Source organism: Serratia sp. TSA_105.2 (genome assembly GCF_052692115.1).
In genome coordinates this window covers 676,006-698,615 of the sequence record NZ_JBQZFT010000002.1, presented here as the reverse complement: position 1 = coordinate 698,615, position 22,610 = coordinate 676,006, and the positions used below count along the sequence as shown (strand labels likewise).

24 protein-coding genes and 1 tRNA gene are annotated in these 22,610 nt (G+C 60.4%); 14 read left to right on the top strand and 11 right to left on the bottom strand.

Annotation, left to right across the window (positions count from 1 at the left end; all coding sequences use genetic code 11):
* Positions 1 to 13: 13 nt before the first annotated feature.
* Positions 14 to 652 carry a multifunctional acyl-CoA thioesterase I/protease I/lysophospholipase L1 gene (tesA, locus tag ACUTSC_RS09780; protein ID WP_162598318.1) on the bottom strand — a complete coding sequence of 213 codons (639 nt, stop codon included), beginning with the start codon at positions 650 to 652 and terminating at the stop codon, positions 14 to 16.
* On the opposite strand from tesA, the gene ybbA reads away from it, so the two are divergent.
* From ybbA to ACUTSC_RS09765, 3 genes are all read left to right on the top strand, one after another.
* On the top strand, positions 623 to 1,309 hold the full coding sequence (ybbA, locus tag ACUTSC_RS09775; RefSeq protein WP_004940192.1) for a putative ABC transporter ATP-binding protein YbbA: 687 nt from the start codon (positions 623 to 625) through the stop codon (positions 1,307 to 1,309). The genes tesA and ybbA overlap by 30 nt on opposite strands.
* The gene (ybbP, locus tag ACUTSC_RS09770; protein ID WP_445653296.1) at positions 1,306 to 3,738 is read left to right on the top strand and encodes a putative ABC transporter permease subunit YbbP; all 2,433 of its coding nucleotides are present in this window, start codon (positions 1,306 to 1,308) and stop codon (positions 3,736 to 3,738) included. Before ybbA ends, ybbP begins: the two co-directional genes overlap by 4 nt.
* Positions 3,739 to 4,092: 354 nt before the next feature.
* Positions 4,093 to 5,499: a sugar porter family MFS transporter gene (locus tag ACUTSC_RS09765; RefSeq protein ID WP_197766783.1), complete on the top strand. Its 1,407-nt coding sequence runs from the start codon at positions 4,093 to 4,095 to the stop codon at positions 5,497 to 5,499.
* Positions 5,500 to 5,562: 63 nt separating this feature from the next.
* On the opposite strand, the gene purK is transcribed toward ACUTSC_RS09765, so the two are convergent.
* The 4 genes from purK to ppiB form a co-directional block, all read right to left on the bottom strand.
* Entirely contained in the window at positions 5,563 to 6,630 is a 1,068-nt protein-coding gene (gene purK / locus ACUTSC_RS09760) for a 5-(carboxyamino)imidazole ribonucleotide synthase (protein WP_063991022.1), read from the bottom strand.
* Complete coding sequence (purE, locus tag ACUTSC_RS09755) at positions 6,627 to 7,151, bottom strand: 5-(carboxyamino)imidazole ribonucleotide mutase (protein WP_197766782.1); 525 nt, start codon at positions 7,149 to 7,151, stop codon at positions 6,627 to 6,629. The genes purK and purE overlap by 4 nt, the downstream gene beginning before the upstream one ends.
* Before the next feature lie 149 nt (positions 7,152 to 7,300).
* Positions 7,301 to 8,023, bottom strand: coding sequence for a UDP-2,3-diacylglucosamine diphosphatase (locus ACUTSC_RS09750; RefSeq protein ID WP_197766781.1), 723 nt, complete (start codon positions 8,021 to 8,023; stop codon positions 7,301 to 7,303).
* 10 nt (positions 8,024 to 8,033) lie between these two features.
* Positions 8,034 to 8,528: a peptidylprolyl isomerase B gene (ppiB, locus tag ACUTSC_RS09745; RefSeq protein WP_004940183.1), complete on the bottom strand. Its 495-nt coding sequence runs from the start codon at positions 8,526 to 8,528 to the stop codon at positions 8,034 to 8,036.
* 309 nt (positions 8,529 to 8,837) lie between these two features.
* Between ppiB and cysS the strand changes: the two genes are divergently transcribed.
* A complete protein-coding gene (gene cysS, locus ACUTSC_RS09740) occupies positions 8,838 to 10,223 on the top strand; it encodes a cysteine--tRNA ligase (RefSeq protein ID WP_025301817.1) in 1,386 nt (461 codons plus the stop codon).
* Between the two features lie 61 nt (positions 10,224 to 10,284).
* Here cysS and ybcJ read toward each other — a convergent pair whose 3' ends face one another.
* Positions 10,285 to 10,497 carry a ribosome-associated protein YbcJ gene (gene ybcJ, locus ACUTSC_RS09735; protein WP_445653295.1) on the bottom strand — a complete coding sequence of 71 codons (213 nt, stop codon included), beginning with the start codon at positions 10,495 to 10,497 and terminating at the stop codon, positions 10,285 to 10,287.
* A gap of 10 nt (positions 10,498 to 10,507) precedes the next feature.
* Positions 10,508 to 11,374: a bifunctional methylenetetrahydrofolate dehydrogenase/methenyltetrahydrofolate cyclohydrolase FolD gene (folD, locus tag ACUTSC_RS09730; protein WP_004940177.1), complete on the bottom strand. Its 867-nt coding sequence runs from the start codon at positions 11,372 to 11,374 to the stop codon at positions 10,508 to 10,510.
* A gap of 205 nt (positions 11,375 to 11,579) precedes the next feature.
* Here folD and ACUTSC_RS09725 point away from each other — a divergent pair, with 205 nt between their 5' ends.
* From ACUTSC_RS09725 to ACUTSC_RS09700, 6 genes are all read left to right on the top strand, one after another.
* Entirely contained in the window at positions 11,580 to 11,789 is a 210-nt protein-coding gene (locus tag ACUTSC_RS09725; RefSeq protein WP_039567125.1) for a hypothetical protein, read from the top strand.
* Positions 11,786 to 12,106, top strand: coding sequence for a hypothetical protein (locus ACUTSC_RS09720; RefSeq protein ID WP_197766780.1), 321 nt, complete (start codon positions 11,786 to 11,788; stop codon positions 12,104 to 12,106). Before ACUTSC_RS09725 ends, ACUTSC_RS09720 begins: the two co-directional genes overlap by 4 nt.
* Positions 12,107 to 12,202: 96 nt before the next feature.
* Positions 12,203 to 12,279, top strand: a tRNA-Arg gene (locus ACUTSC_RS09715).
* Positions 12,280 to 12,411: 132 nt separating this feature from the next.
* Entirely contained in the window at positions 12,412 to 12,738 is a 327-nt protein-coding gene (locus ACUTSC_RS09710; protein ID WP_048322373.1) for a gamma-glutamylcyclotransferase family protein, read from the top strand.
* Positions 12,739 to 12,846: 108 nt separating this feature from the next.
* Positions 12,847 to 12,990 (top strand): hypothetical protein, encoded by a 144-nt coding sequence (locus ACUTSC_RS09705; protein WP_195892008.1) that lies wholly within the window; start codon positions 12,847 to 12,849, stop codon positions 12,988 to 12,990.
* A gap of 125 nt (positions 12,991 to 13,115) precedes the next feature.
* Entirely contained in the window at positions 13,116 to 14,648 is a 1,533-nt protein-coding gene (locus ACUTSC_RS09700) for a glycosyltransferase family 39 protein (protein ID WP_197766779.1), read from the top strand.
* A 180-nt stretch (positions 14,649 to 14,828) separates the two neighbouring features.
* On the opposite strand, the gene ACUTSC_RS09695 is transcribed toward ACUTSC_RS09700, so the two are convergent.
* Positions 14,829 to 15,893 (bottom strand): aldo/keto reductase, encoded by a 1,065-nt coding sequence (locus ACUTSC_RS09695; RefSeq protein WP_445653294.1) that lies wholly within the window; start codon positions 15,891 to 15,893, stop codon positions 14,829 to 14,831.
* A 97-nt stretch (positions 15,894 to 15,990) separates the two neighbouring features.
* On the opposite strand from ACUTSC_RS09695, the gene ACUTSC_RS09690 reads away from it, so the two are divergent.
* The 3 genes from ACUTSC_RS09690 to ACUTSC_RS09680 all read left to right on the top strand — a co-directional run bounded on the left by ACUTSC_RS09690 (position 15,991) and on the right by ACUTSC_RS09680 (position 19,645).
* The gene (locus ACUTSC_RS09690; protein ID WP_197766777.1) at positions 15,991 to 16,896 is read left to right on the top strand and encodes a LysR substrate-binding domain-containing protein; all 906 of its coding nucleotides are present in this window, start codon (positions 15,991 to 15,993) and stop codon (positions 16,894 to 16,896) included.
* Between the two features lie 119 nt (positions 16,897 to 17,015).
* The gene (locus tag ACUTSC_RS09685; protein WP_445653293.1) at positions 17,016 to 17,567 is read left to right on the top strand and encodes a flavodoxin family protein; all 552 of its coding nucleotides are present in this window, start codon (positions 17,016 to 17,018) and stop codon (positions 17,565 to 17,567) included.
* 629 nt (positions 17,568 to 18,196) lie between these two features.
* Positions 18,197 to 19,645 carry a diguanylate cyclase gene (locus ACUTSC_RS09680; protein ID WP_445653292.1) on the top strand — a complete coding sequence of 483 codons (1,449 nt, stop codon included), beginning with the start codon at positions 18,197 to 18,199 and terminating at the stop codon, positions 19,643 to 19,645.
* A gap of 24 nt (positions 19,646 to 19,669) precedes the next feature.
* Here the strand turns inward: ACUTSC_RS09680 and ACUTSC_RS09675 are convergent, their stop codons facing one another.
* Positions 19,670 to 20,149, bottom strand: coding sequence for a cold-shock protein (locus ACUTSC_RS09675; protein WP_445653291.1), 480 nt, complete (start codon positions 20,147 to 20,149; stop codon positions 19,670 to 19,672).
* 166 nt (positions 20,150 to 20,315) lie between these two features.
* On the opposite strand from ACUTSC_RS09675, the gene ACUTSC_RS09670 reads away from it, so the two are divergent.
* Positions 20,316 to 20,825: a VOC family protein gene (locus tag ACUTSC_RS09670; RefSeq protein ID WP_038877409.1), complete on the top strand. Its 510-nt coding sequence runs from the start codon at positions 20,316 to 20,318 to the stop codon at positions 20,823 to 20,825.
* A gap of 36 nt (positions 20,826 to 20,861) precedes the next feature.
* Here the strand turns inward: ACUTSC_RS09670 and ACUTSC_RS09665 are convergent, their stop codons facing one another.
* Positions 20,862 to 21,689: an ATP-binding cassette domain-containing protein gene (locus ACUTSC_RS09665; protein ID WP_197766773.1), complete on the bottom strand. Its 828-nt coding sequence runs from the start codon at positions 21,687 to 21,689 to the stop codon at positions 20,862 to 20,864.
* Between the two features lie 9 nt (positions 21,690 to 21,698).
* The gene (locus ACUTSC_RS09660) at positions 21,699 to 22,586 is read right to left on the bottom strand and encodes an ABC transporter permease subunit (RefSeq protein WP_197766772.1); all 888 of its coding nucleotides are present in this window, start codon (positions 22,584 to 22,586) and stop codon (positions 21,699 to 21,701) included.
* Positions 22,587 to 22,610: the final 24 nt, after the last annotated feature.

Below are 22,610 nucleotides of genomic sequence, written 5' to 3'. Positions count from 1 at the left end.
GTACGACCCTAATTTAGTGAGACTCATGCTTTACTAGCGGTTCCAGGCGCTCCGCCATCCAGGTGGCGATAAACGGCTGGGCGTCCCCATTGGGGTGCAATCCGTCATCCTGCATCCATTCCGGCTTCACCACCACCTGTTCCATATAGAACGGCAGCAGCGGAATGTTGAACTGTTTGGCCAGCGCCGGATAGACGGCGCTGAACGCCTCGGTATAGCGGCGGCCGTAGTTCGGCGGGATGCGAATTTGCATCAGCAGCGGCTGTGCGCCGGCCTGCTGCACCTGTGTGATGATCTGGCCGAGATCGCGCTGTACGTCCTGCGCCGGGAAGCCGCGCAGGCCGTCGTTGGCGCCCAGCTCGATCAGCACCCAGCGCGGCTGATGCTGTTTCAGCAGCGCGGGCAGACGCGCCAGCCCCTGTGCGGCGGTGTCGCCACTGATGCTGGCGTTGACCAGCTGCGGCGCGCCCGGTTTTTTCTGCCACTGTTCGGCCAACAGCGTCGGCCAGGCCCGCTCGATCGGCAGGCGGTAGCCGGCGCTTAAACTGTCGCCCAAAATCAACAAGGTATCGGCGGCGACAGCGCGTAAACTGAATAATCCCAACAGCAAAAGGAAGGGAAGATGCCAGCGGAAAACGTTCTTGAAGTTCATCATCTTAGTAAACACGTTGGTCAGGGTGAGCATCAGCTCACCATCCTTACCGGAGTCGAGCTGCTTGTCAAACCCGCGCAGACGATCGCCCTGATCGGCGAATCCGGATCGGGGAAATCGACCCTGCTGGGCATTTTGGCCGGGCTGGATGACGGCAGCGAGGGCGAGGTGCGCCTGCTCGGCGAGTCGCTGACCGCGTTGGACGAAGAAGGCCGCGCCGCGCTGCGCGCCAGGAATGTCGGCTTCGTGTTTCAGTCGTTCATGCTGGTGCCGACGCTGAACGCGCTGGAAAACGTGCAGCTGCCGGCGCTGCTGCGCGGCGAGAGCGACAGGCAGAGCCGCGAGCAGGCGGTACAGCTGCTGGAACAGCTGGGATTGGGGAAACGACTCGATCACCTGCCGGCGCAGCTGTCCGGCGGCGAGCAGCAGCGAGTGGCGCTGGCGCGCGCCTTCAGCGGCCGGCCGCGGGTGCTGTTCGCCGATGAACCGACCGGCAACCTCGATCGCCAGACCGGCGATCGCATTGCCGATCTGCTGTTCTCTCTCAACCGCGATTTTGACACCACCCTGATCCTGGTAACCCATGACGAAACCCTGGCGGCGCGCTGCCAGCGGCGGCTGCGGCTGCGCGAAGGCAAGCTGTGGGAGGAAGCATGATCTGGCGCTGGTTCTGGCGCGAATGGCGTTCGCCGTCGCTGCTGATCGTTTGGCTGGCGCTGACGCTCTCCGTGGCCTGCGTGCTGGCACTGGGCAGCATCAGCGATCGCATGGACAAAGGGCTCAGCCAGCAGAGCCGCGACTTTATCGCCGGCGATCGGGTGTTGCGCAGCGCGCATCCGGTGCCGGAAGGCTGGCTGCTGGACGCGCAGCAGCAGGGGCTGAAGCTGAGCCGTCAGCTGTCGTTCACCACCATGACCTATGCCGGCGATCGGCCGCAGCTGGCGGACGTGAAAGCCACCGATCTGGCCTATCCGCTGTACGGCAAACTGGAAACGCGCCCGGCCAACATCAAGCCCGAACCGGGCAGCGTGCTGGTGGCGCCGCGTCTGCTGGCGCTGCTGAACGTGAAAGTGGGCGATTCGCTTGAGGTGGGCGACACCACGCTGCGCATCGCCGGTGAAATCATTCAGGAGCCGGACGCCGGCTTCAACCCGTTCCAGACCGCGCCGCGCATCATGATCAACCTGGCGGACGTCGATAAGACCGGCGCGGTGCAGCCGGGCAGTCGCCTGACCTACCGCTACATGTTCGCCGGCGCCGAGCCGGATATTCAGCGTTACGAAGCGCGGCTAACGCCACAGTTGACGCCGGATCAGCGCTGGTTCGGGCTGCAGGAGTCCGGCAGCGCGCTCGGCAAGTCGCTGCAGCGATCCCAACAGTTCCTGCTGCTGTCGGCCCTGCTGACGCTGCTGTTGTCGATCGCCGCTGTGGCGGTGGCGATGAGCCACTATTGCCGCAGCCGCTACGATCTGATCGCGGTGCTGAAAACCCTTGGCGCCGGGCGCGGCGCGCTGCGTAAGCTGATCGTCGGCCAGTGGCTGGCGGTGATGGCGCTGGCGGCGGTGTGCGGCGGGGCGATCGGGTTGGCGTTCGAAGCGCTGTTGATTCGCCTGCTGAAGCCGGTGTTGCCGGCCGCATTGCCCGCCGCCGGCGCCTGGCCGTGGCTGTGGGCGCTCGGCGCGCTGGTGCTGATTTCACTGCTGGTCGGGCTGCGGCCGTATCGTCAGCTGCTGGCTACCCAACCGCTGCGGGTGCTGCGCCGCGATGTGGTGGCCAACGTCTGGCCGCTGCGCTACTTCCTGCCGGTGACGGCGGCGATCGTGGTGGCGCTGCTGGTGACGCTGATGGGGGCCAGCACGCTGCTGTGGGCGATCCTGGCCGGTATGGCGGTGCTGGCACTGCTGCTGGGCGGTATCGGCTGGGGCAGCCTGCTGTTGCTGCGCCGCATCACGCTCAAGAGCCTGGCGCTGCGGCTGGCGGTTAACCGCTTGCTGCATCAGCCGTGGGTGACCATCAGCCAGCTGGCGGCATTTTCGCTGTCGTTCATGCTGCTGGCGCTGCTGTTGGTGCTGCGCGGCGATCTGCTCGAACGCTGGCAGCAACAGCTGCCGCCGGACAGCCCGAACTATTTCCTGCTCAACATGACCGAGGCGCAGGTGCCGCAGGTGAAAACCTTCCTGCAGCAGCACCAGATCAAGCCGGAAACCTATTATCCGATCGTCCGGGTGCGCCTCACCGAGATAAACCAGCAGGTGGCGACCGAGCGGGTGCATGAAGACGATCCGGGCGGCGAGGCGGTGAACCGCGAGCTGAACCTGACCTGGCTGGCCGATTTGCCGGATCATAATCCGCTGGTGGCGGGCAGTTGGCCGCCGAAAAGCGGCGAGGTCTCGATGGATGAAGGCATTGCCGGGCGGCTGAAGATCACGCTGGGCGACACGCTGACCTTCAGCGGCGATACCCAGGCGTTCAGCGCCAAGGTCACCAGCCTGCGCCAGGTGGATTGGGAAAGCCTGAAGCCGAACTTTTACTTTATCTTCCCGCCCGGCGCGCTGGACGGTCAGCCGCAAACCTGGCTCACCAGCTTCCGCTACGACGGTGACGGCCAGATGCTGACCCAGCTCAACCGCCAGTTCCCGACGCTCAGCCTGCTGGACATCGGCGCGATCCTGAAACAGGTCGGCGGCGTGCTGCAGCAGGTCAGCCGCGCGTTGGAGGTGATGGTGGTGCTGGTGGTGCTGTGCGGCGGCCTGCTGCTGCTGGCACAGGTACAGGTCGGCATGCGTCAGCGCCGCCAGGAGCTGGTGGTGTATCGCACGCTGGGGGCCGGCAAACGGCTGCTGCGCCGCACGCTGTGGTGCGAGTTCGCCCTGCTGGGGCTGGTGGCGGGCATCGCGGCGGCGGTGGGCGCCGAGGCGGCGCTGTGGCTGCTGCAGAGCCGGGTATTCGACTTCCCGTGGACGCCGACGCCGGTGCTGTGGTGGGCGCTGCCGCTGGCCAGCGCGCTGCTGCTGTCGCTGTGCGGTGGCTGGCTGGGCGTGCGCCTGCTGCGCGGCCGGGCGCTGTTCCGCAGTTATGAGGGCTGATCTTGCTATCGCAGGTCCGTTGCCGCCAAGCGTGGCCGGGCCTGCCGTTTTTTCGCGCGTTACCGGTGCTATTCCTCTTTATGCCCACCCTGAATGAAATCGATTACATTTATGTCATGTCGATACGGCTGCCGTTGGTCATCGATGCAATGGACACCTGGTCAATTTCGCCTGTTTTATGCCTTAATTTATAGCGTTATGCTGCAATCAAGCGAATTTACCCACCTTAAAAAACGGCATATCAATATTTAATGGAGTGTAATCGTTTTCACTAATGTGATCGCACTCACTTATCTCCGACGCATTGCCTCCTATCATGTCGCACACTGATGACCGTTTTCTCCTGGAGGCTGTATGAGCGATACCGTCAAAGTTACACCGGCGGAGAAAAGCCCGACTCATGTCGGCATGACTTTTTTCGTCTGTTTTTTAGCCGCATTGGCCGGCCTGTTGTTCGGTCTGGATATCGGCGTAATCGCCGGCGCTCTGCCGTTTATTACCGACACATTTCAGATCACCAGCTCTCAGCAGGAGTGGGTGGTCAGCTCTATGATGTTTGGCGCCGCCGTCGGCGCCATCGGCAGCGGCTGGATGAACTTCCGGCTGGGGCGCAAATACAGTTTGATGATCGGCGCCATCCTGTTCGTGGCGGGATCGCTGTGTTCTGCGTTCGCCCCCAACGTGGAGGTCCTGATCGTTTCACGCATTCTGCTGGGATTGGCGGTGGGTATCGCTTCTTATACTGCGCCGATTTATCTCTCTGAAATCGCGCCGGAGAAAATCCGCGGCAGCATGATTTCGATGTATCAATTGATGATCACCATCGGCATTCTGGCCGCTTACCTGTCTGATACGGCATTCAGCTATACCGGCGCCTGGCGCTGGATGTTGGGCGTCATCACCATCCCGGCCGGGCTGTTGTTGGTCGGCGTGTTCTTTTTGCCTGACAGCCCGCGGTGGCTGGCCTCGCGCAATCGCCATGAGCAGGCGCGTCAGGTGTTGGAGAAGCTGCGCGACAGCAGTGCCCAGGCGCAGCATGAGCTGAATGAAATTCGTGAAAGCCTCAAACTGAAGCAAAGTGGTTGGGCGCTGTTCAAAGGCAATAAAAATTTCCGCCGCGCGGTTTTCCTTGGCATTCTTCTCCAGGTGATGCAGCAGTTCACCGGGATGAACGTTACCATGTATTACGCGCCGAAGATTTTCGGTCTGGCGGGCTTCGCCAGTACGGAACAGCAGATGTGGGGCACGGTGATCGTCGGTCTGGTCAACGTGCTGGCCACCTTTATCGCTATTGGACTGGTCGATCGCTGGGGCCGCAAACCCACCCTGATCCTTGGGTTTATCGTGATGGCTGTCGGCATGGGGGCACTGGGCACCATGATGAACATCGGCATGAACTCTGCGGCGGAGCAATATTTCGCCATCGTCATGCTGCTGATGTTTATCGTCGGCTTTGCCATGAGCGCCGGCCCGCTGATTTGGGTGCTGTGTTCAGAGATCCAGCCATTGAAAGGCCGCGATTTCGGCATCACCTGTTCCACCGCCACTAACTGGATCGCCAATATGATTGTGGGGGCGACATTCCTGACCATGCTGAATTCGTTGGGTAGCGCTCACACCTTTTGGGTCTATGCGGGGCTTAACGTACTGTTTGTTTTCATCACGTTGGCGCTGATCCCGGAAACCAAAAATATTTCTCTGGAACATATTGAACGCAATCTGATGGCCGGCAAGCCGTTGCGTAACATCGGCTCGCGTTGATCTTTGCGGCAAAAAAAAGGTTCAGCCTGGGCTGAACCTTCTTCTTTTCGGCGGTGTAAACCGTTAAGCCAGCTTCTGCTGTGCCCAGGCCAGGCCGCTTTGGTACTCGCCCGGCAGCAGCGGCGCCAGCGCCTGAAGCGCCTGGCGCAGATCGGCGGCACTCGGGTCGTTCAGATTGAGATGGCCGACCTTGCGGCCCGGGCGCACTTCTTTCTCATACCAGTGCAGATGCACCAGCGGCAGCGACAGCCACTGTTCGTTGACGGCGGTACCGATCAGGTTGACCATCACCGACGGTGTGCTCACCACCGGCTGCGGCAGCGGCAGGCCGAGGATGGCGCGCAGGTGCAGCTCGAACTGACTGATGGACGCGCCGTTTTGCGTCCAGTGGCCGCTGTTGTGCACGCGCGGCGCCAGTTCGTTGATCAGCAGCCGATCGCCGACGATAAAGCACTCCATCGCCATCACGCCGACGTAGTTCAGCTCGTTCAGGATCGCCGCCAGCATCTGCTCGGCCTGTTGCTGCAGCGCCGCGTTGGGCTGCGGCAGCGCCACGCTGGTGCGCAGGATGCCGTCTTCATGCAGGTTGTGGGTCAGCGGGTAGAATACCGAACGGCCGTCGTGGCCGCGCGCGCCCACCAGCGACACTTCGCCGGAGAAATTGATGCCTTGCTCGACGATGCACTCGCCATAGGCGTCGGCCGGCAGTTCGGCTTCCTGGCCCGGACGCAAACGCCATTGGCCGCGGCCGTCATAACCGCCGACCCGGCGTTTGACGATCGCCAGCTCACCCAGCGAAGCGAATACCTGCGGCCATTCGGCGGCGCTCGCCAGCAGCTGCCACGGCGCGGTCGCCAGGCCGAGCTGGTCGAGCAGCTGTTTTTGCGTCAGGCGATCTGCCAGGCGCGGGAAGATGTCGCGGTTGACGAAGGCGCTGTGGGTCGCCAGCTCGCGCGTCAGCGCGGTTTCCGGCCAGCGTTCGATCTCGGCGGTAATGACGCTGTTCTGATACGGCACCGCCTCGGGCTCGGCATCGATGCCGACAGGGTAGACGGCAATGCCCAGCGGTTCGCCGGCCTGGCGCAGCATGCGCCCCAGCTGGCCGTTGCCCAGTACGCAAACCGGCTTCATGCGTCCTCCCGCGGATCGGGGTGGTTCAATACCTCTTCGGTCTGCGCCCGACGCCAGTCCGCCAAACGCTGCGTCAGCGCGGCGTCGTGCAGCGCCAGGATCTGCATCGCCAGCAGCCCGGCGTTGGCGGCGCCGGCTTTGCCGATCGCCAGCGTGCCCACCGGAATGCCGCGCGGCATCTGTACGATGGAGTACAGGCTGTCTACGCCGCTCAGCGCGGCGCTTTGCACCGGCACACCCAGCACCGGCACCAGGGTTTTCGCCGCCAGCATGCCCGGCAGGTGCGCCGCACCGCCGGCGCCGGCGATGATCACGTCAAAACCGTTGGCGGTAGCCTGCTCGGCGAAGCTGAACAGCTTGTCCGGCGTGCGGTGAGCGGAAACGACTTCGACATGGAAGGGGACATCGAGCTGGGTCAGGACTTCGGCGGCGAACTGCATGGTGGCCCAGTCACTTTTCGATCCCATTACAATTGCGATTTTCGCCCCGGTAGTGGCGGCTGAAGCGGCGTTGGCTCCCATGGGTGTAAGGCTCCTGTGATTTTTCTGGCGTCGGCTGAGGGCCGAATGAGGGCGTAGAGCATACCATGAGCGCACGGCGAGGAAAACGGTTGCGTCGCCGGTTTTCAGCGCCGAAAGCGCGAATTTTCACTCGCGCGCCAGTCCGGGGCTCAGAATGGGAATTGGATCAGCTCGACGGCGTCGGCGCTGACTTTGATCATCGATCCTTCGACGTGCCAGGCGCCCAGCACCGCACGATGGGCTTCGCCGTTGCTCAACGCCAGCCGGTGCACCGCCGGGCGATGGGTATGGCCGTGGATCATCCAGTGCACGTCGTGGCGCAGCATCGTCTGTTCGACTGCCTGCGGGTTGACGTCCATGATGGCTTCCGACTTGTACTGGTTGGATTGCTGGCTGCGGGCGCGCATGTTGGCGGCGATCTTCAGTCGCCAGCGCAGCGGCAGCGCCAGGAACAATTTTTGAATCAGCGGGTTGTGCACTTTACGGCGGAATTGCTGATAGGCTTGATCGTCGGTGCACAGGGTGTCGCCGTGCAGGATCAGGATCCTACGGCCGTACAGCTCCAGCACTTTCTCTTCCGGCAGCAGCTGCATGCCGCTGGCGCGGGCGAAGCGCTTGCCGAGCAGAAAATCGCGGTTGCCGTGGATGAAGTAGCAGGGCACGCCGGCCTGTTGCAGCGCTTTCAGCGCCTCGGCGATCTCCGCGTGCAGCGGCTCGGGATCGTCGTCGCCGATCCAGGCTTCAAACAGGTCGCCGAGGATGTACAGCGCGTCGGCGTGCACCGCTTCCCGCCGTAAAAAACGCAGAAAACCGGCAGTGATTGCCGGTTCCTGTGCGCACAAGTGCAGATCTGCGATGAACAGCGTACTCATGCAGCCGCGATTACTCGCTGACGGTCACGCTGTTGATCACTACGTCTTCTACCGGTACGTCCTGGTGCATGCCGCTGCGGCCGGTTTTCACGCCTTTGATCTTGTTGACCACGTCCATGCCTTCAACCACTTCAGCAAACACGCAGTAGCCCCAGCCCTGCACGTTTTCGCCGCGGAAGTTCAGGAAGTCGTTGTCAGCCACGTTGATGAAGAACTGTGCGGTGGCGGAGTGCGGATCGTTGGTGCGTGCCATTGCCAGGGTGCCGATGGTGTTTTTCAGACCGTTGTTGGCTTCGTTCTTGATGGTCGCGTTGGTCGCTTTCTGGTTCATGCCTGGCTCGAAACCGCCGCCCTGGATCATGAAGCCGTTGATCACACGGTGGAAGATGGTGTTGTCGTAGAAACCGGCGCGGCAGTAGTTCAGGAAGTTTTCAACGGTAACCGGCGCTTTGTCAGCAAAGGTCTTGATAACGATATCGCCGTGATTGGTGTGGAAAGTAACCATAGTTTTAATCCTAACAAGGTGAAGTGAGACGTCACGTAAAGCGAGTGAACATTCAGACCGCCCTTATAACATATCCGCCCCAGCGAGTCAGCAGCGGCTCAACCGCGCACTGTCTGTGGTAATTGCATTTATGTTATATTATAACAATTGCACCAGCCGCCGAATTTCGCGCATTTTATTCGCGTGAAATCAGCAAAGCATGGCCTTAACCTTGCAATAGATCAGGCTTCAGGTTTCAATACGCTACCGGGCGGAAAACCTGAAGCCCGGTTATCTTTTTTGTTATCACGCACACCACGGAATCTCCCGATGCTAAAGATTTTTAATACCCTGAGTCGTCAAAAAGAGGAATTCAAACCCATTCATGCCGGGAAAGTGGGCATGTACGTGTGCGGGGTAACCATCTATGACCTGTGTCACATCGGGCACGGTCGTACCTTTGTCGCTTTCGACGTGGTGGCGCGTTACCTGCGCTACCTCGGCTATTCGCTGAACTACGTGCGCAACGTCACCGACGTGGACGACAAAATCATCCGCCGCGCGGCGGAAAATCATGAGACTTGCGACCAGCTGACCGAACGCATGCTGGCGGAAATGCACGCCGACTTCGACGCGCTGCTGATCGACCGCCCGGATCAAGAGCCGCGTGCGACCCAGCACATCGCCGAGATCATCGAGATCACCCAGCGTCTGATCGATCGCGATCATGCCTATGTGGCCAGCAACGGCGACGTGATGTTCTCCATCGACAGCGATCCGCAATACGGGCTGCTGTCGCGCCAGGATCTGGATCAGCTGCAGGCCGGCGCGCGCGTAGAGATCGACGACGTGAAGCGCAACCCGATGGACTTCGTGCTGTGGAAGATGTCCAAACCGGGCGAGCCAAGCTGGCAGTCGCCGTGGGGGCCGGGCCGTCCGGGCTGGCATATCGAATGCTCCGCCATGAACTGCAAGCAGCTGGGCACCCACTTCGACATCCACGGCGGCGGTTCCGATCTGATGTTCCCGCACCACGAGAACGAGATCGCACAGTCGAGCTGCGCCCACGACGGCCCGTACGTCAATTACTGGATGCACTCCGGCATGGTGATGATCGACAGAGAGAAGATGTCCAAATCGCTGGATAACTTCTTCACCATCCGCGATGTGCTCGGCCATTACGATGCGGAGACGGTGCGTTACTTCCTGATGTCCGGCCACTATCGCAGCCAGCTTAACTACAGCGAAGAGAACCTCAAGCAGGCGCGTACCGCGCTGGAGCGCCTCTATACCGCGCTGCGCGGCACCGATGCCGACGCCGCACCGGCCGGCGGCGAAGCGTTCGAAGCCCGCTTCCGCGAAGCGATGGACGACGACTTCAACACCCCGGAAGCCTACTCGGCGCTGTTCGATCTGGCGCGGGAGGTTAACCGCCTCAAGGGTGAAGACATGGCGGCGGCTAACGGCATGGCGGCGGAGCTGCGCAAGCTGGCGAACGTGCTCGGCCTGCTGCAGCAGGAGCCGGAGCAGTTCCTGCAAGGGGGCGCTCAGGTTGACGACGGCGAAGTGGCGGAGATCGAAGCGCTGATCAAACAGCGTAACGAAGCGCGCGCCGCCAAGGACTGGGCGCTGGCGGATGCCGCTCGCGATCGGTTGAACGAGATGAACATCGTGCTGGAAGACGGCCCGCAGGGCACCACCTGGCGCCGCAAGTAATCCGGCCGCAGGGAAAAACAAAAAAGGCGCTGAATTCAGCGCCTTTTTCTATGGCTGCGGATTAGGGTTTAACCATGACCTTGCCGCCGTTGAATTCCACCACTTGATCGGCGATGATCTTGCAGCGTTTGCGGGTTTCGACCTTGCTGTCGACTTTCACCCGCCCTTCGGCGATGACTTCTTTGGCGGCGCCGCCACTTTCACACCAGCCCTGGAACTTCAGCAGATCGCACAGTTCGACGTGGGGATGATTGTCCAGATTGAAAATTTCCATACTGCCTTACTTATTTAGGTTGAACGTCGTGATATTCCTCGCAGGCCTGCAAGGTATTTTGGATCAGTGTAGCAACGGTCATCGGGCCAACGCCACCCGGCACCGGGGTGATGTAGGCGGCGCGCTCGCTGGCGGCGTCGAAATCGACATCGCCCACCACTTTACCGCTTTCCAGACGGTTGATGCCGACGTCTACCACGATGGCGCCCGGTTTGATCCAGTCGCCCGGAATGAAGCCCGGCTTACCGACCGCCACCACCAGCAGATCGGCGTTCTCTACGTGATGACGCAGATTCTTGGTGAAGCGGTGGGTGACGGTGGTGGTGCAGCCGGCCAGCAGCAGCTCCATGCTCATCGGGCGGCCGACGATGTTGGACGCGCCGACCACCACGGCGTTCAGGCCGTAGGTATCGATGTTATAACGCTCCAGCAGGGTGACGATGCCGCGCGGCGTGCACGGGCGCAGCTTAGGCGCGCGCTGGCACAGGCGGCCGACGTTGTACGGGTGGAAGCCGTCGACGTCTTTGTCCGGGTGGATGCGTTCCAGCACCTTGACGTTATCGATGCCGGCCGGCAGCGGCAGCTGCACCAGAATGCCGTCGATTTCCTCATCGGCGTTCAGCTGGTCGATCAACGCCAGCAGCTCGGCTTCACTGGTGGCAGCGGGCAGGTCGTAGGAGCGGGAAAGGAAGCCGACTTCATCGCAGGCGCGGCGCTTGCTGGCGACGTAAATTTGCGAAGCCGGATTCTCGCCGACCAGCACAACCGCCAGCCCTGGGGCGCGTTTGCCGGCCGCCAGACGTTGTTTCACTTGCTCAGCCACTTCGTTTCTAACCTGCTGCGCAATCGTTTTACCATCAATAATCTTTGCTGACATCAGTGTGGAAATCCATCAATTAAGAAAAGCGGGGATGCCGCTATTCTGGCAGAAGCTGAGCGCGCTGTCAGGCGCAGAATCACCCTCGCGGCCGTTGCCGACGGCGATTTACGCTTTTTTTATGCCGGCCTCAGGATCCTCTACGTCATTTTTACCTGTATTTGGATACGCTGGGGCCGTTCACAGGGCGAAAGAGGGCAGGATCATGAGAGCGATAACCCGGCTTTACCCGTTGCATCATCAGCCTGACGAGCAACCGGCGGAGCCTAAACATGTGGGGGAAACGGTGTTCGACTCTTCACTGCATCCGGCGGACAGCGCGCAACTCACCGCGCTGCATCAGCTCGGTAAGCATGAAGGAGCGCCGTCGTGGCGGGCGCGCCTGAATGCGCTGTGGCGGAAATTATACGTATGAAGGGCTGCGCCTGGGCAGGCTGCACGCTGTTGCTGGTTTGGGCATCGGGGAGCCAGGCTTCTTTAAACAGCGCCCGCCCCGACGCCACACTGGAGGAAAGGGTGGCGGCGACCTGCAACGCGCGGGTGGTTGAGCACGCCGATTGGGGCGACATCGCCGCAGTCGTGCAGTCCGCTCGCCTTTGCCGGTGGTGGGGTGACGGGCGGCGGTGGTCTGAACGCGCGCCGATTTACGTAGGCGTCGGCCAGGTTCAGCATGGCGGCGCCCGGTTGACGGGAACCCTCGCCGCGCGGGCGCTGGCGGAAAAAACGCCATAAAGCACGGCCGCCGCCGTAACGTCATGAAAAGGCATTGACTCGCTAACCTCTGACCGTATAATCCCAACCCGCAGCCGCAGGTTGCCGCATCTCAATGCGCCCTTAGCTCAGTTGGATAGAGCAACGGCCTTCTAAGCCGTAGGTCATAGGTTCGAATCCTATAGGGCGTGCCATTTCTTCCTTGATTTTCTCCCCCACAATTGTTCCCTTGAAAACTCGACTGTGTAGCCCATACTCCCGTTGGCTCGCCGCTGAGCGTCATACTATGTTCATGCGCTAACTTTCCGTCAGTGGCAGAGTGAAAAATGCAAAGCTTATTCGTATACGGCACCCTGGGGCCGGGCAGACCCAACGCGCACATCATGGAAGCCATCGGCGGCAGCTGGGAAGAAGGCAGCGTTGGCGGATCGCTGCTTAACGAAGGCTGGGGCGCCGAAATGGGCTACCCAGGCATCGTGTTGGATAACAGCGGCAATCGGGTGAAGGGTTTTCTGTTCCGTTCAGCTAATCTCGTCAACCACTGGCCGACTCTCGATGCGTTCGAAGGCGAGGGGTATGAACGGGTAGCGGTCAGCGTCACCACCGCCGGCGGCGAAACCGTCGATTCGTTTATCTACATGTTGAAGAAATGATACGAGCCGCCTCGCCGAGTGAGTGCGAGGCGCTTGACCCGCCGGCAATTGAACTTTCGTTTATTTTGCCGCGCTACAATAGGCGAAAATTTCCCCATGGAGCCTATCGTGCGCAAATCCAGATTCCTGCTCGTGACCTTGCTGTGCCTGTGCGCCGCCGCCGTGCTGTACGTGATGGCTTACCGGGCGCTGGGGCATTACCTCAGCGACGGCGAGAAGGCCTACCCGGATTTCAGCGTTGAAATCCGCTGAGAGCCGTGCGGCGCCGCGGTGACTGCGCCGAATTTTTCGCACTGATTTACCCGCCATTTACCCGCCGTCGGCAATGATGACGCTGCGTCTCCACACTGTGTGGTTCTCTTGGGCGGAATGCGGTTATGTCACTGCAACAGGTTTCGAATGTCTCTTTGAGCAACAACGGCTTAAAGGGCATCGGTTACAAACATTACGCGTTGGCGATCGTGGCGTTTTCGGCGATCGTGCGATTTATTTCCTTAACGGATCGGTACTTTTGGTGCGATGAAGCCTCCAGCGTGCTGACCAGCCGCTATGATGTGGGCGCTTTGCTGTACCACGCCTCCTTCGATGTTCACCCGCCGCTTTATTATCTGTTGCTGCATGCCTGGATGGTACTGTTTGGCGACGGCATCATGGCCGCCCGTTCGCTGAGCCTGGTGTTCGGCGTGGCGACGGTGGCGCTGGCGATGCGCTTTACCCGTTGGTTGGCCAACGAGCGGGCGGCGCTGATAGCGGGATGGCTGATGGCAATCATGCCGATGGCGGTGCGTTACAGCCAGGAGGCGCGCATGTACGCGCTGATGGGGATGCTGGCGATCGCCGCCGCCATGGTGCTGGCGAAGTGGCTGAAAACGCCGGATAACCGCCGCTATCTGGCGCTGTATGCGCTGTTGATGACGCTGAGCTTTTATACCCATTACTTCACCATTTTCACGCTGATCGCCCACTGGCTGGTGGTGTTGGCGCTGTCGTGCCGCCGAGAAGGCGTACGGTACATCAAGCAGCCGGCGTGGTGGCTGGCCAATGTGGCGATTGGGGTGGCCTACATTCCCTGGCTGCTGGTGCTGTTCAATCTGCTGGCGCATATCGCCGAACTGCGGGTCGGCGGCGACGTCGGTTGGATCCCTCAGGTTTCCTGGGGCGATCTGCCGGCAATGTATTGGCGTTTTCTCACTGGCCATGACGGCAGCAACTATCCCACGGCGATTCTCTGGCTGCTGCCGGCGATGTTTATCGCGTTGTGCGCGCTGCTGCTGAAACGGCGCGCGATGCCAAGGATATTCTCGCTGCTGCTGCTTGGCGGCATTCTGATCCCGGTGACGCTGGTATTCGCCATTTCCTGGCGCACGCCGCTGTTTGTCGATCGCTACCTCTATTCCGCCGCGCTCGGCATTCCGCTGGTGTTGGGCGTGCTGATCGCCGGAACGAAAAGCCGGGTGCGCGGGATCTCTTTGCTGTTGTTCTTCAGCCTGCTGTTTGGCTGCGGCGTGCGTAACGACTACCCGGTCGAGAAAGATGAGTTCAAGGTGATGGTGCACTATATCAACAGCCACTATCAGCCTAACGATGCGGTGGTGGTCAGCAACATGTTCAACTACCTGAGCTATGTGTATTACAACAAGCAGGGCTATCGCGCCCTGCTGTATACCCCGGCCAGGCCCAACGGCATTTCGGGCAAGCCTAATGCCTATGGCTTCGGCACCTTTTTCCACGATCGGGCGGCGCAGACCTATGTCGATAAGCTCAGCGTTTTATCGAAAGGCCATCGCCGGGTCTGGCTGGTCAGCGGCGGCGATTTCAATCAGGACTTCGGCCATTCGCCGCCGGGGTGGGTCAATACCGGCACCTTCAAGAGCGGCGGTTTCGAATCGCGTCTGTTCGTGGTGCGTTGAGAAAAATGTCATATTTCCCATTCGGCGTTACATCTGGCCGAGCAAACTTACGCGGGGATGACAGTTCTATACATTGGGATTGGTACTGTAGCTCTACCCGATGATGTTGTGTGTTATCCATTCCCTGTAGTGTATTACCCCATCCCTGTTAAGTTTATCCCGCCTTGCGCGGGATTTTTTTTATCTGCGCCTGGCGAGATGCACGCTGCCCGTCATGATGTTGCGGGTGACCGGCAGGGAGAGAAAATCGTGCGGGAATCCCAGCTCGATGGCGCTGAGATCGTCCAACCGTCGCCAATGATCTTCCGCCAGCGCGACCTTCAATGCACCGAGGTTATCTTCCAATTGCGACAGGGTTCGGGCGCCGACGATCGGCGCGGTAACCGTCGGGTGACGCAGTGTCCAGGCCAGCGCGATTTGTGATGGGGTATACCCGGTCTCGTGAGCTATCTGCTTGACGGCGTCGGCGATACCGAGATTGCGTGCGTTCAATGTCCCCTTGGCACGCACGGCTTCGCGCCGAGTGCGCGCTTCATCCGGTGACGGTTGCAGATCCTGTCGCCGGTATTTGCCGCTTAATACGCCGCCGGCCAGCGGCGACCAGGGGATCACGCCTAACCCCAATTCTTGCGCCATCGGCAGCAGTTCGCGTTCGACGGTGCGTTCCAGCAGGCTGTACTCGATTTGCAGGGCGATCAGCGGTGACCAGCCGCGCAGGTCCGCCAGCATTTGCATTCTGGACGCCTGCCAGGCGGGGAGATCGGACACCGCCACATACAGTACTTTCCCGGCGCGCACCAGGTCGTCCAGGGCGCGCATGATCTCTTCCACCGATGTGGTGAAATCCCAGGCGTGCAGATAGAGCAGGTCGATGTAGTCGGTATTGAGCCGCCGCAGGCTTTCTTCAACCGAACGCAGCATGCTTTTGCGATGGTTGCCGCCGGAATTGGGATCGTCCGGCTGCATCGGCAGGGTGTATTTGGTGGCTATCACCAGCCGATCGCGGCGCCTGATGGCGAATTCCCCCACGAAACGTTCGGCGCTGCCCTCGGTATAGCGGTTGGCGGTATCGATAAAGTTGCCGCCGCGTTCGACATAAACGTCAAACAGGCGCCGAGCCTCGGCTTGTTCGGCTCCCCAGCCCCAGTCGGCACCGAAGGTCATGGTGCCCAGCGCCAGCGGTGAAACGCGCAGGCCGGAACGGCCCAATAAACGATAGTGATCCAGCGATAGTGACGTGTTCATAGGCATTCTCCCGTGTAGGTAGCGTCTACAGTAGCGCCCGCAGGTTGTTTAAGGAATGCGCTATAATCTTCATGAATTATTAAGGAGGGAGAGTATAATGAGGGGCAGTGATTTCGCCGAGTTGCGCGCCTTTGCCGCGATTGTTGAGCACGGCGGTTTCGCCCGCGCCGCCGCACATTTAGGCATGTCCGCTTCGGCGCTCAGCCAAACGCTGCGCAACCTGGAGGCGCGTCTGGGTGTGCGTTTACTGAATCGCACCACTCGCAGCGTGGCGCCGACTGAAGCCGGAAGACAGATGTTGGCGCGCCTGACGCCCGCGATGGCCGAGATCGACGCGGCGGTGGCGCAGGCGGTAGAGCAACGCCAGAACCCCTCAGGTCTTTTGCGGCTTAACGTAACCCGCGTGGCGGCGTTGCATTTTCTGGCGCCCTTGATCGCGCCGTTTCATCATCAATATCCCGATATTACGCTCGATCTTAATGTTGAGGAGCGGCTGGTGGATATCGTTGCCGGCGGTTTTGACGCCGGCGTGCGGCTGCACGAGAAACTGGCGAAAGATATGGTGGCGGTCAAACTGGGCGCAGAGGTGCGGATGCGCGTCGTCGCTTCGCCGGCGTACCTGGCGCGTCACGGCCGGCCGTTAACACCGGGCGATCTGCATCGACATCGCTGTTTGAATTACCGCTGGCCGACCAACGGCAGTTTGTATCGCTGGGAGTTTGAGTGCGACGGTGAAAAGCAGGAGATCGCCGTGGAAGGGCCGGTGATAGTCGATGAGCCGGAAGTCTTGGTGCGGGCTGCGATGGATGGGGCTGGCATTGCCTACCTGTTTGAGCAACAGGTTGCCGCCGGTTTGGCCGATGGCCGGTTGTTGCCGCTGCTCGATGCCTGGACGCCGCCGTTCCCCGGTTTCTATCTGTACTATCCGGCAAACCGCCAAATGCCGCGCCCGCTGCGTGCTTTTATCGACTTTGCCCGCCAACAGGCAGAGCAGGGCGCATAACGCGATTTTTTTTGAATAACACCGTCAGTTTTATTCGGTATTCAGCCGCTGCGCGCTTGATTAGATTTAACGCGAGAGGGGCGCCGCCGGCGCCTTTGTGCAATGAGTGGAGAATTTCTATGGCGAAGACAGTAGTGGTGTTTCATTCCGACTACGGCCATACCGAGCGTTTGGCGAAAGTGGTGGCGGAAGGCGCCGGGGCGGCACTGATCGCCATCGATCAGAACGGCGATATCAGCGACGAAGCCTGGCTGACGCTGGATGAGGCGGACGCCATCATCTTTGGTTCGCCGACCTATATGGGCGGCCCGTCGTGGCAGTTCAAGAAATTCGCCGACGCGAGCTCCAAGGCCTGGTTCGGCCGCAAGTGGCAAGACAAAGTGTTCGGCGGCTTTACCAACAGCGCCAGCCTGAACGGCGACAAGCAGGTGACGTTGATCGCGCTGCAGACGCTGGCTTCGCAACATGGCGGCCTGTGGGTCAGCCTGGGGCTGCTGCCGGCCAACACCAAATCGGCGCAGCGCACCGACGTCAATAACCTGGGCGGTTCGGTGGGGTTGCTGGTGCAGACCCCGGCGGATGCCGGCGTGGATGAAATGCTGTCGGGCGATCTGGCGACCGCCAAGCTCTATGGCCAGCGCGTAGCGGGCTTTGCCGCCAAACTGGCGTAAGGCCTTCCGTGCAGAGAGGGCGGCGGTGCGGTTGAACGGACGCCGCGTTCATTTTCTCTGCACAATTGGCGTGTAAGCTGTGAAATGTTATTAGCCTGCTTGGGCTAACACTGCATTTCGTACAAATATTCCCGGTTCCTAGGCCGGGTTTTTTGTTGCTAAGGTCTGCTTAAGCTTTCACCGCTATACTGCGCGGCAGCACGGGCATGCAATGCATGGCCGTGTTGTAACTGTCGATTTGCTGTTGTTCAGGCAAGCCCGCGCTATGCGGGCTTTTTTTGGGTTGTTATTGCACGGGCGGCCCAGTTGCAGGAAAATAATCGCGTAGTTATTCAAACATCATTCAACGGCCAATAACCACAAACTTATTAATGTAATTAACGCCGTCGGCGGCCTATTACGCTATGCGCTATGCTGACAGCAGAGTAGTCATTATTTGCTGACGCTATGCGGGTGAGCCCGCCGCGGCCGCATCAGGCTAAGAAAAGTCTGTTAATTAAATGTTAACGATTTTTATTATTGATTTGTCTGGCTTTTTTGGTTGAAATTCGGATTGACTATCCCTCACTGGCCGGGCGAGAGAGTATGCATATTATTATTCTGGTTATTAGCAAAATATGGGCGAGGCGATGAACGCCAGAGTAAACGCCAGGCATGGCCTGCCGCTAACGGTTCAGCTGATCAATCTTTTCATGCTGGCCTTTTTACTTTCTCTGGTGGGTATTCTTAGCCGGCCGATTGGCTCGCTTTCCTTATTTTGGCCGGTGAATGCGATTCTGCTCGGCCTGCTGCTGCGCAAACCCGTTTATGCCACGCCGCTCGGCTGGCTTACCACCTATCTGGGCATGGTCGCCGCCGATCTCAGCACCGGCGAAGGCGGGTCCCTGGCGCTGTGGCTGAACGCCTGCAACATGTCGCTGATCGCCGTCGGTTACGGCATCATGCTGATGCTGCCCCAATCTCAACGGCGCATGGGCAAACCCCAGGCAATACTCTATATGTTCAGCGCCAGTCTGGCCGGTGCGGCGGTGGCGTCGACGCTGTCGGTGCTGCGCAACGACAGTCTGTACAACAACACGGTGGTGGTTGCCTGGCTGGCCTGGTTCAGCGAGCAGTTCTCGACGACCTTGCTGCTGTTGCCGGTGCTGATGGCGGCGCCGCGGCTGAAGCAGCTGTTGCGCATGCAGGTGCGTTGGCGTTTGAAAGGCTGCCTGCCGCTGCTGGCGCTGCTGCTGTCGCTGGTGTTCAGCGTCTATATCGGTGGGCCGGGCGCCATCGCCTTCCCGATCCCGGCGCTGCTGTGGTGCGCGGTGCGCTACCCGCTGTTCCCCGTGACGTTGCTGACGCTGTTGACCGGCATGACCGAAATCAGCAGCATTTCCGCCAACCTGGTGCTGTACGAAACGCCGAACAACCACAACGCCTTCCTCGACACGCTGATGTCCGCCCGATTGGGCATCGCCATGCTGGTGATGGGGCCGCTGATCCTCGCCAGCTCTATCGCCGCCAATCGCAAGCTGATGCGGCGCCTGGAGCACAGCGCCAACCACGATTTTCTGACCGGTGTGCTGGCGCGCAGCGCGATGACGCGCAAAGCGGGCGAACTGCTGGAGCACAAGCACCGCTCGAAAGAGGCGGTGTCGCTACTGCTGATCGACATCGATCATTTCAAGCAGATCAACGATACGCATGGCCACAGCGCCGGCGATCAGGTTTTGGCGTCGTTCGCGCACATCGTGCGGCGCGAGCTGCGGCACGATCAGCTGTTCGGCCGCCTGGGCGGGGAAGAGTTCGCCATCATGCTGCCGCGCGCGCTGGCGGCGCAGGGCGTGGCGCTGGGGGAGCATCTGCGCCGGCTGGTGGAGCAGGCGGAACTGCAGGCGGAAGGCAAGCAGATGCTGAAAATCACCATCAGCGTCGGCGTCGCCAGCCTGGCGATGAACGAGGTGAAATCGCTGGAGCAGTTGATGAATATGGCGGATATCGCGCTGTATCGCGCCAAATCGCAGGGGCGTAATCGGGTGGAGTCGTTCAATGTGGTGAGCGGCAACAGCGTCGAGCATATCCTGTTTCGCTAGGGCTCGACGCTGGGCAACCGGCGCTTACAGGCTCTTCAGCGCCTTGATGGTCTCATCCATATCGATCTCGTGCTCGGAGAAGGTATGGGTGGTGTTCTGGAAGGTGGTGATGGTCAGCATGCGCAGCGTTTGCATGGTCTGCGCCTGGTCTTCTGACTGCGGGCGAATGCGGTTCATCAGCAGGCCGACCGACAGCACGGTGTTCTCTTTATCCACGTCGGCTTTGACCGGCACTTCCTCGGTGAAAGTATTGAAAGACTTGATGCTGGTGATCTTGATTCTTTCATTGGCGATGATGATGTATTTGCTGGGCGCCAACACTTTGACCGCATAAGCCGACGGGCCTTTGGTGTTGTTGGTCGGTTCGAAGGTCACCGCCGCGTTTTTCTTAATCAGCTCCGGGTTTTGCACTTTAATCACGTGAAAATAACGATTTTCTCCGTTCTCGTCGGTAATAAAGCCGAAGCCTTTGTCTTCAAAAAAAGTCGTTATCTTGCCGTTCATCGCTATTCTCACAAAAGGGTTCTATACAGCGCTTATGATAGCGCGGAATGCCTTGCAGCGACAGATTGCGCGGGCGGCATTTAGTCATGCGATAACGGCATTTAGCGGCTTTCCCCCCACATGCTATGTTCAGGCTGACTTCATTCAATGCGAAAAAGGAATATCGATGGGCATCAAACGTCTCAATCACGCCGTGCTGTATGTCAGCGACGTGCGGCAGAGCGCCGACTTTTATCATCAGGTGTTGGGGTTCAAGCTCAAGCCGTCCGACAGCCCCGATCGGGCGGTGTTTACCCAGGCCGCAGATTCGGACAACGATCACGATTTGGCGCTGTTCAGCAAGAATCTGGGCCAGCAGCGCGCCGGGGTGTTTCGCGCCAACAACGAACCGCCGGCGGAGCATGAGCCCCCGGCCGGGCTGTACCATCTGGCCTGGGAAGTGGACAGCCTGGAGGAGCTGGAGCGTATTCGTCACCAGTTGGCCGAACGCGGCATTCTGGGGCTGGAAGAGGATCACGGCGTGCACAAAAGCATTTATGGCCACGATCCGGACGGGCTGCTGTTCGAGGTGACCTGGTTTATTCCGCCGGCGTTGCTGACCGACGAGGACAAAAACCAGCAGGGGATCCGCCCGCTGGATTTCGCCGCCGAGAAACGGCGCTTCGCCGGCCGGTAAGCGGCTCGGGTACGGGGCGCCGCGGCGCCCCGACGATCACAGGACTTTGTTGAGAAAGTTGACGGTGCGCGGATGCTGCGGCTGAGCCAGCACTTGCCTGGCGTCGCCCTGCTCGACGATCTGCCCGTCGACCATAAATACCAACCGATCCGCCGCTTCGCGCGCAAAGCCGATTTCATGGGTGACCACCACCAGCGTGACGCCCAGATCCGCCAACCCCTTTATCACGTCCAGCACTTCGCCGACCAGCTCGGGATCGAGCGCGGAGGTCGGTTCATCGAACAGGATCACCTTCGGGTTCAGCGCCAGCGCACGCGCGATGGCGATGCGCTGCTGTTGGCCGCCGGAGAGGTGGCGCGGGTAGGCGTCCGCCTTGTGGCGCAACCCGACGGTATCCAGCAGCTCATAGGCCACCGCTTTCGCCCGTTCGCGGGTGTGAATTTTGTGCACCACCGGTGCTTCGATGATGTTTTCCAGCACCGTCAGGTGCGGGAACAGGTTGAAATTTTGGAATACGTAGCCGACGTTGATGCGCTGCCGGAGGATGGCCTTTTCCTTCAGCTCATACAGCCGGTTGCCTTTGCGGCGGTAGCCGACGTAGTCGCCGTCGATGCGGATAAAGCCTTCGTCCACGCGTTCCAGATGGTTGATCGTCCGCAGCAGCGTCGATTTGCCGGAGCCGGAAGGGCCGAGGATCACGGTTACGGTGCCCGGCTGCAGCGTCAGGCTGACGTCGTCCAGCGCCTTGTGTTTGCCGAAGAACTTGCTGACGTTGCTGATTTCGATCAGGCCGCGCGCCGGCACCGGGGTGAGGTTGCGCGCCGGCTGCTCGGGCAAGGCGTAATAATCAATGGCTTCAGACATACGGGTCTCCTAACGTTTTAGCCAGCCGGTCAGTTTCTGCCAGGGCGTCGGCGGCAGTTCGCGCACTGCGCCTCGGGCGAAATAGCGCTCGATGTAGTATTGGATCACCGACAGTGCGGTGGTGATGAACAGATACCAGACGGTGGCGACCATCAGCAGCGGTATCACCTGCTGGGTGCGGTTATAGATCACCTGAATGGTGTAAAACAGCTCCGGCAGCGCCAGCACGTAAACGATTGAGGTGCCTTTCGCCAGGCTGATGATCTCGTTGAAGCCGGTCGGAATAATGGAGCGTAGCGCCTGCGGCAGAATGATGCGGAAGGTGCGGCGATAACCCGGCAGGCCCAGCGCTGCCGCCGCTTCGTGCTGGCCGTAATCCACGCCCAGGATGCCGCCGCGGATGATCTCGGCGGTGTAGGCGGACTGCACCAGCGTCAGGCCCAGCACCGCCACGGCGAACTGGCCGAGAATGTCGATGGTCGGGTAGCTGGCGAACACCACGGAGGTGAAGGGAATGCCCAGCGAGATGGCCTCGTACAGGTAGGAAAAGTTGTACAGGATGATCAGCACCAGAATCAGCGGCAGCGAGCGGAACAGCCAGATATAACCCCAGGCCAGCGACGCCAACAGGTAAGAGCGCGACAGCCGCGCCAGCGCCAGCAGGGTGCCGAACAGGATGCTGAACAGCGTGCCGAGCAGCGTCAGCAGCAGGGTTTGCCCCAGCCCCGCCAGCACCGCCGGCGCGAAGAACCACTCGGCGAACACGCCCCATTCCCAGCGCGCGTTGCCCGCCACCGATTGCACGATGGCGGCCAGAATAAACAGCGAAAACAGCGCGCCGATCAGCCGCAGCGGATAGCGGGCGGGCACCACTTTCAAGACGTCTTGTTTGGACATTTTATGTCTCCTGATACAGATAAA

Bases quoted from the DNA above. Each gene is read 5' to 3' on its own strand.
- ACUTSC_RS09710 (WP_048322373.1), top strand. From the start codon at position 12,412: ATGCAAAGCTTATTCGTATACGGCACCCTGGGGCCGGGCAGACCCAAC.
- purE (WP_197766782.1), bottom strand. From the start codon at position 7,151: ATGGGAGCCAACGCCGCTTCAGCCGCCACTACCGGGGCGAAAATCGCA.
- ACUTSC_RS09695 (WP_445653294.1), bottom strand. From the start codon at position 15,893: ATGAACACGTCACTATCGCTGGATCACTATCGTTTATTGGGCCGTTCC.
- ybbP (WP_445653296.1), top strand. From the start codon at position 1,306: ATGATCTGGCGCTGGTTCTGGCGCGAATGGCGTTCGCCGTCGCTGCTG.
- purK (WP_063991022.1), bottom strand. From the start codon at position 6,630: ATGAAGCCGGTTTGCGTACTGGGCAACGGCCAGCTGGGGCGCATGCTG.
- ACUTSC_RS09690 (WP_197766777.1), top strand. From the start codon at position 15,991: ATGAGGGGCAGTGATTTCGCCGAGTTGCGCGCCTTTGCCGCGATTGTT.
- ACUTSC_RS09675 (WP_445653291.1), bottom strand. From the start codon at position 20,149: ATGAACGGCAAGATAACGACTTTTTTTGAAGACAAAGGCTTCGGCTTT.
- ACUTSC_RS09680 (WP_445653292.1), top strand. From the start codon at position 18,197: ATGAACGCCAGAGTAAACGCCAGGCATGGCCTGCCGCTAACGGTTCAG.
- ybcJ (WP_445653295.1), bottom strand. From the start codon at position 10,497: ATGGAAATTTTCAATCTGGACAATCATCCCCACGTCGAACTGTGCGAT.
- ACUTSC_RS09765 (WP_197766783.1), top strand. From the start codon at position 4,093: ATGAGCGATACCGTCAAAGTTACACCGGCGGAGAAAAGCCCGACTCAT.
- ACUTSC_RS09660 (WP_197766772.1), bottom strand. From the start codon at position 22,586: ATGTCCAAACAAGACGTCTTGAAAGTGGTGCCCGCCCGCTATCCGCTG.
- ACUTSC_RS09685 (WP_445653293.1), top strand. From the start codon at position 17,016: ATGGCGAAGACAGTAGTGGTGTTTCATTCCGACTACGGCCATACCGAG.
- ppiB (WP_004940183.1), bottom strand. From the start codon at position 8,528: ATGGTTACTTTCCACACCAATCACGGCGATATCGTTATCAAGACCTTT.
- ACUTSC_RS09670 (WP_038877409.1), top strand. From the start codon at position 20,316: ATGGGCATCAAACGTCTCAATCACGCCGTGCTGTATGTCAGCGACGTG.
- folD (WP_004940177.1), bottom strand. From the start codon at position 11,374: ATGTCAGCAAAGATTATTGATGGTAAAACGATTGCGCAGCAGGTTAGA.
- cysS (WP_025301817.1), top strand. From the start codon at position 8,838: ATGCTAAAGATTTTTAATACCCTGAGTCGTCAAAAAGAGGAATTCAAA.
- ACUTSC_RS09665 (WP_197766773.1), bottom strand. From the start codon at position 21,689: ATGTCTGAAGCCATTGATTATTACGCCTTGCCCGAGCAGCCGGCGCGC.
- ACUTSC_RS09725 (WP_039567125.1), top strand. From the start codon at position 11,580: ATGAGAGCGATAACCCGGCTTTACCCGTTGCATCATCAGCCTGACGAG.
- ACUTSC_RS09750 (WP_197766781.1), bottom strand. From the start codon at position 8,023: ATGAGTACGCTGTTCATCGCAGATCTGCACTTGTGCGCACAGGAACCG.
- ybbA (WP_004940192.1), top strand. From the start codon at position 623: ATGCCAGCGGAAAACGTTCTTGAAGTTCATCATCTTAGTAAACACGTT.
- ACUTSC_RS09700 (WP_197766779.1), top strand. From the start codon at position 13,116: ATGTCACTGCAACAGGTTTCGAATGTCTCTTTGAGCAACAACGGCTTA.
- tesA (WP_162598318.1), bottom strand. From the start codon at position 652: ATGAACTTCAAGAACGTTTTCCGCTGGCATCTTCCCTTCCTTTTGCTG.
- ACUTSC_RS09720 (WP_197766780.1), top strand. From the start codon at position 11,786: ATGAAGGGCTGCGCCTGGGCAGGCTGCACGCTGTTGCTGGTTTGGGCA.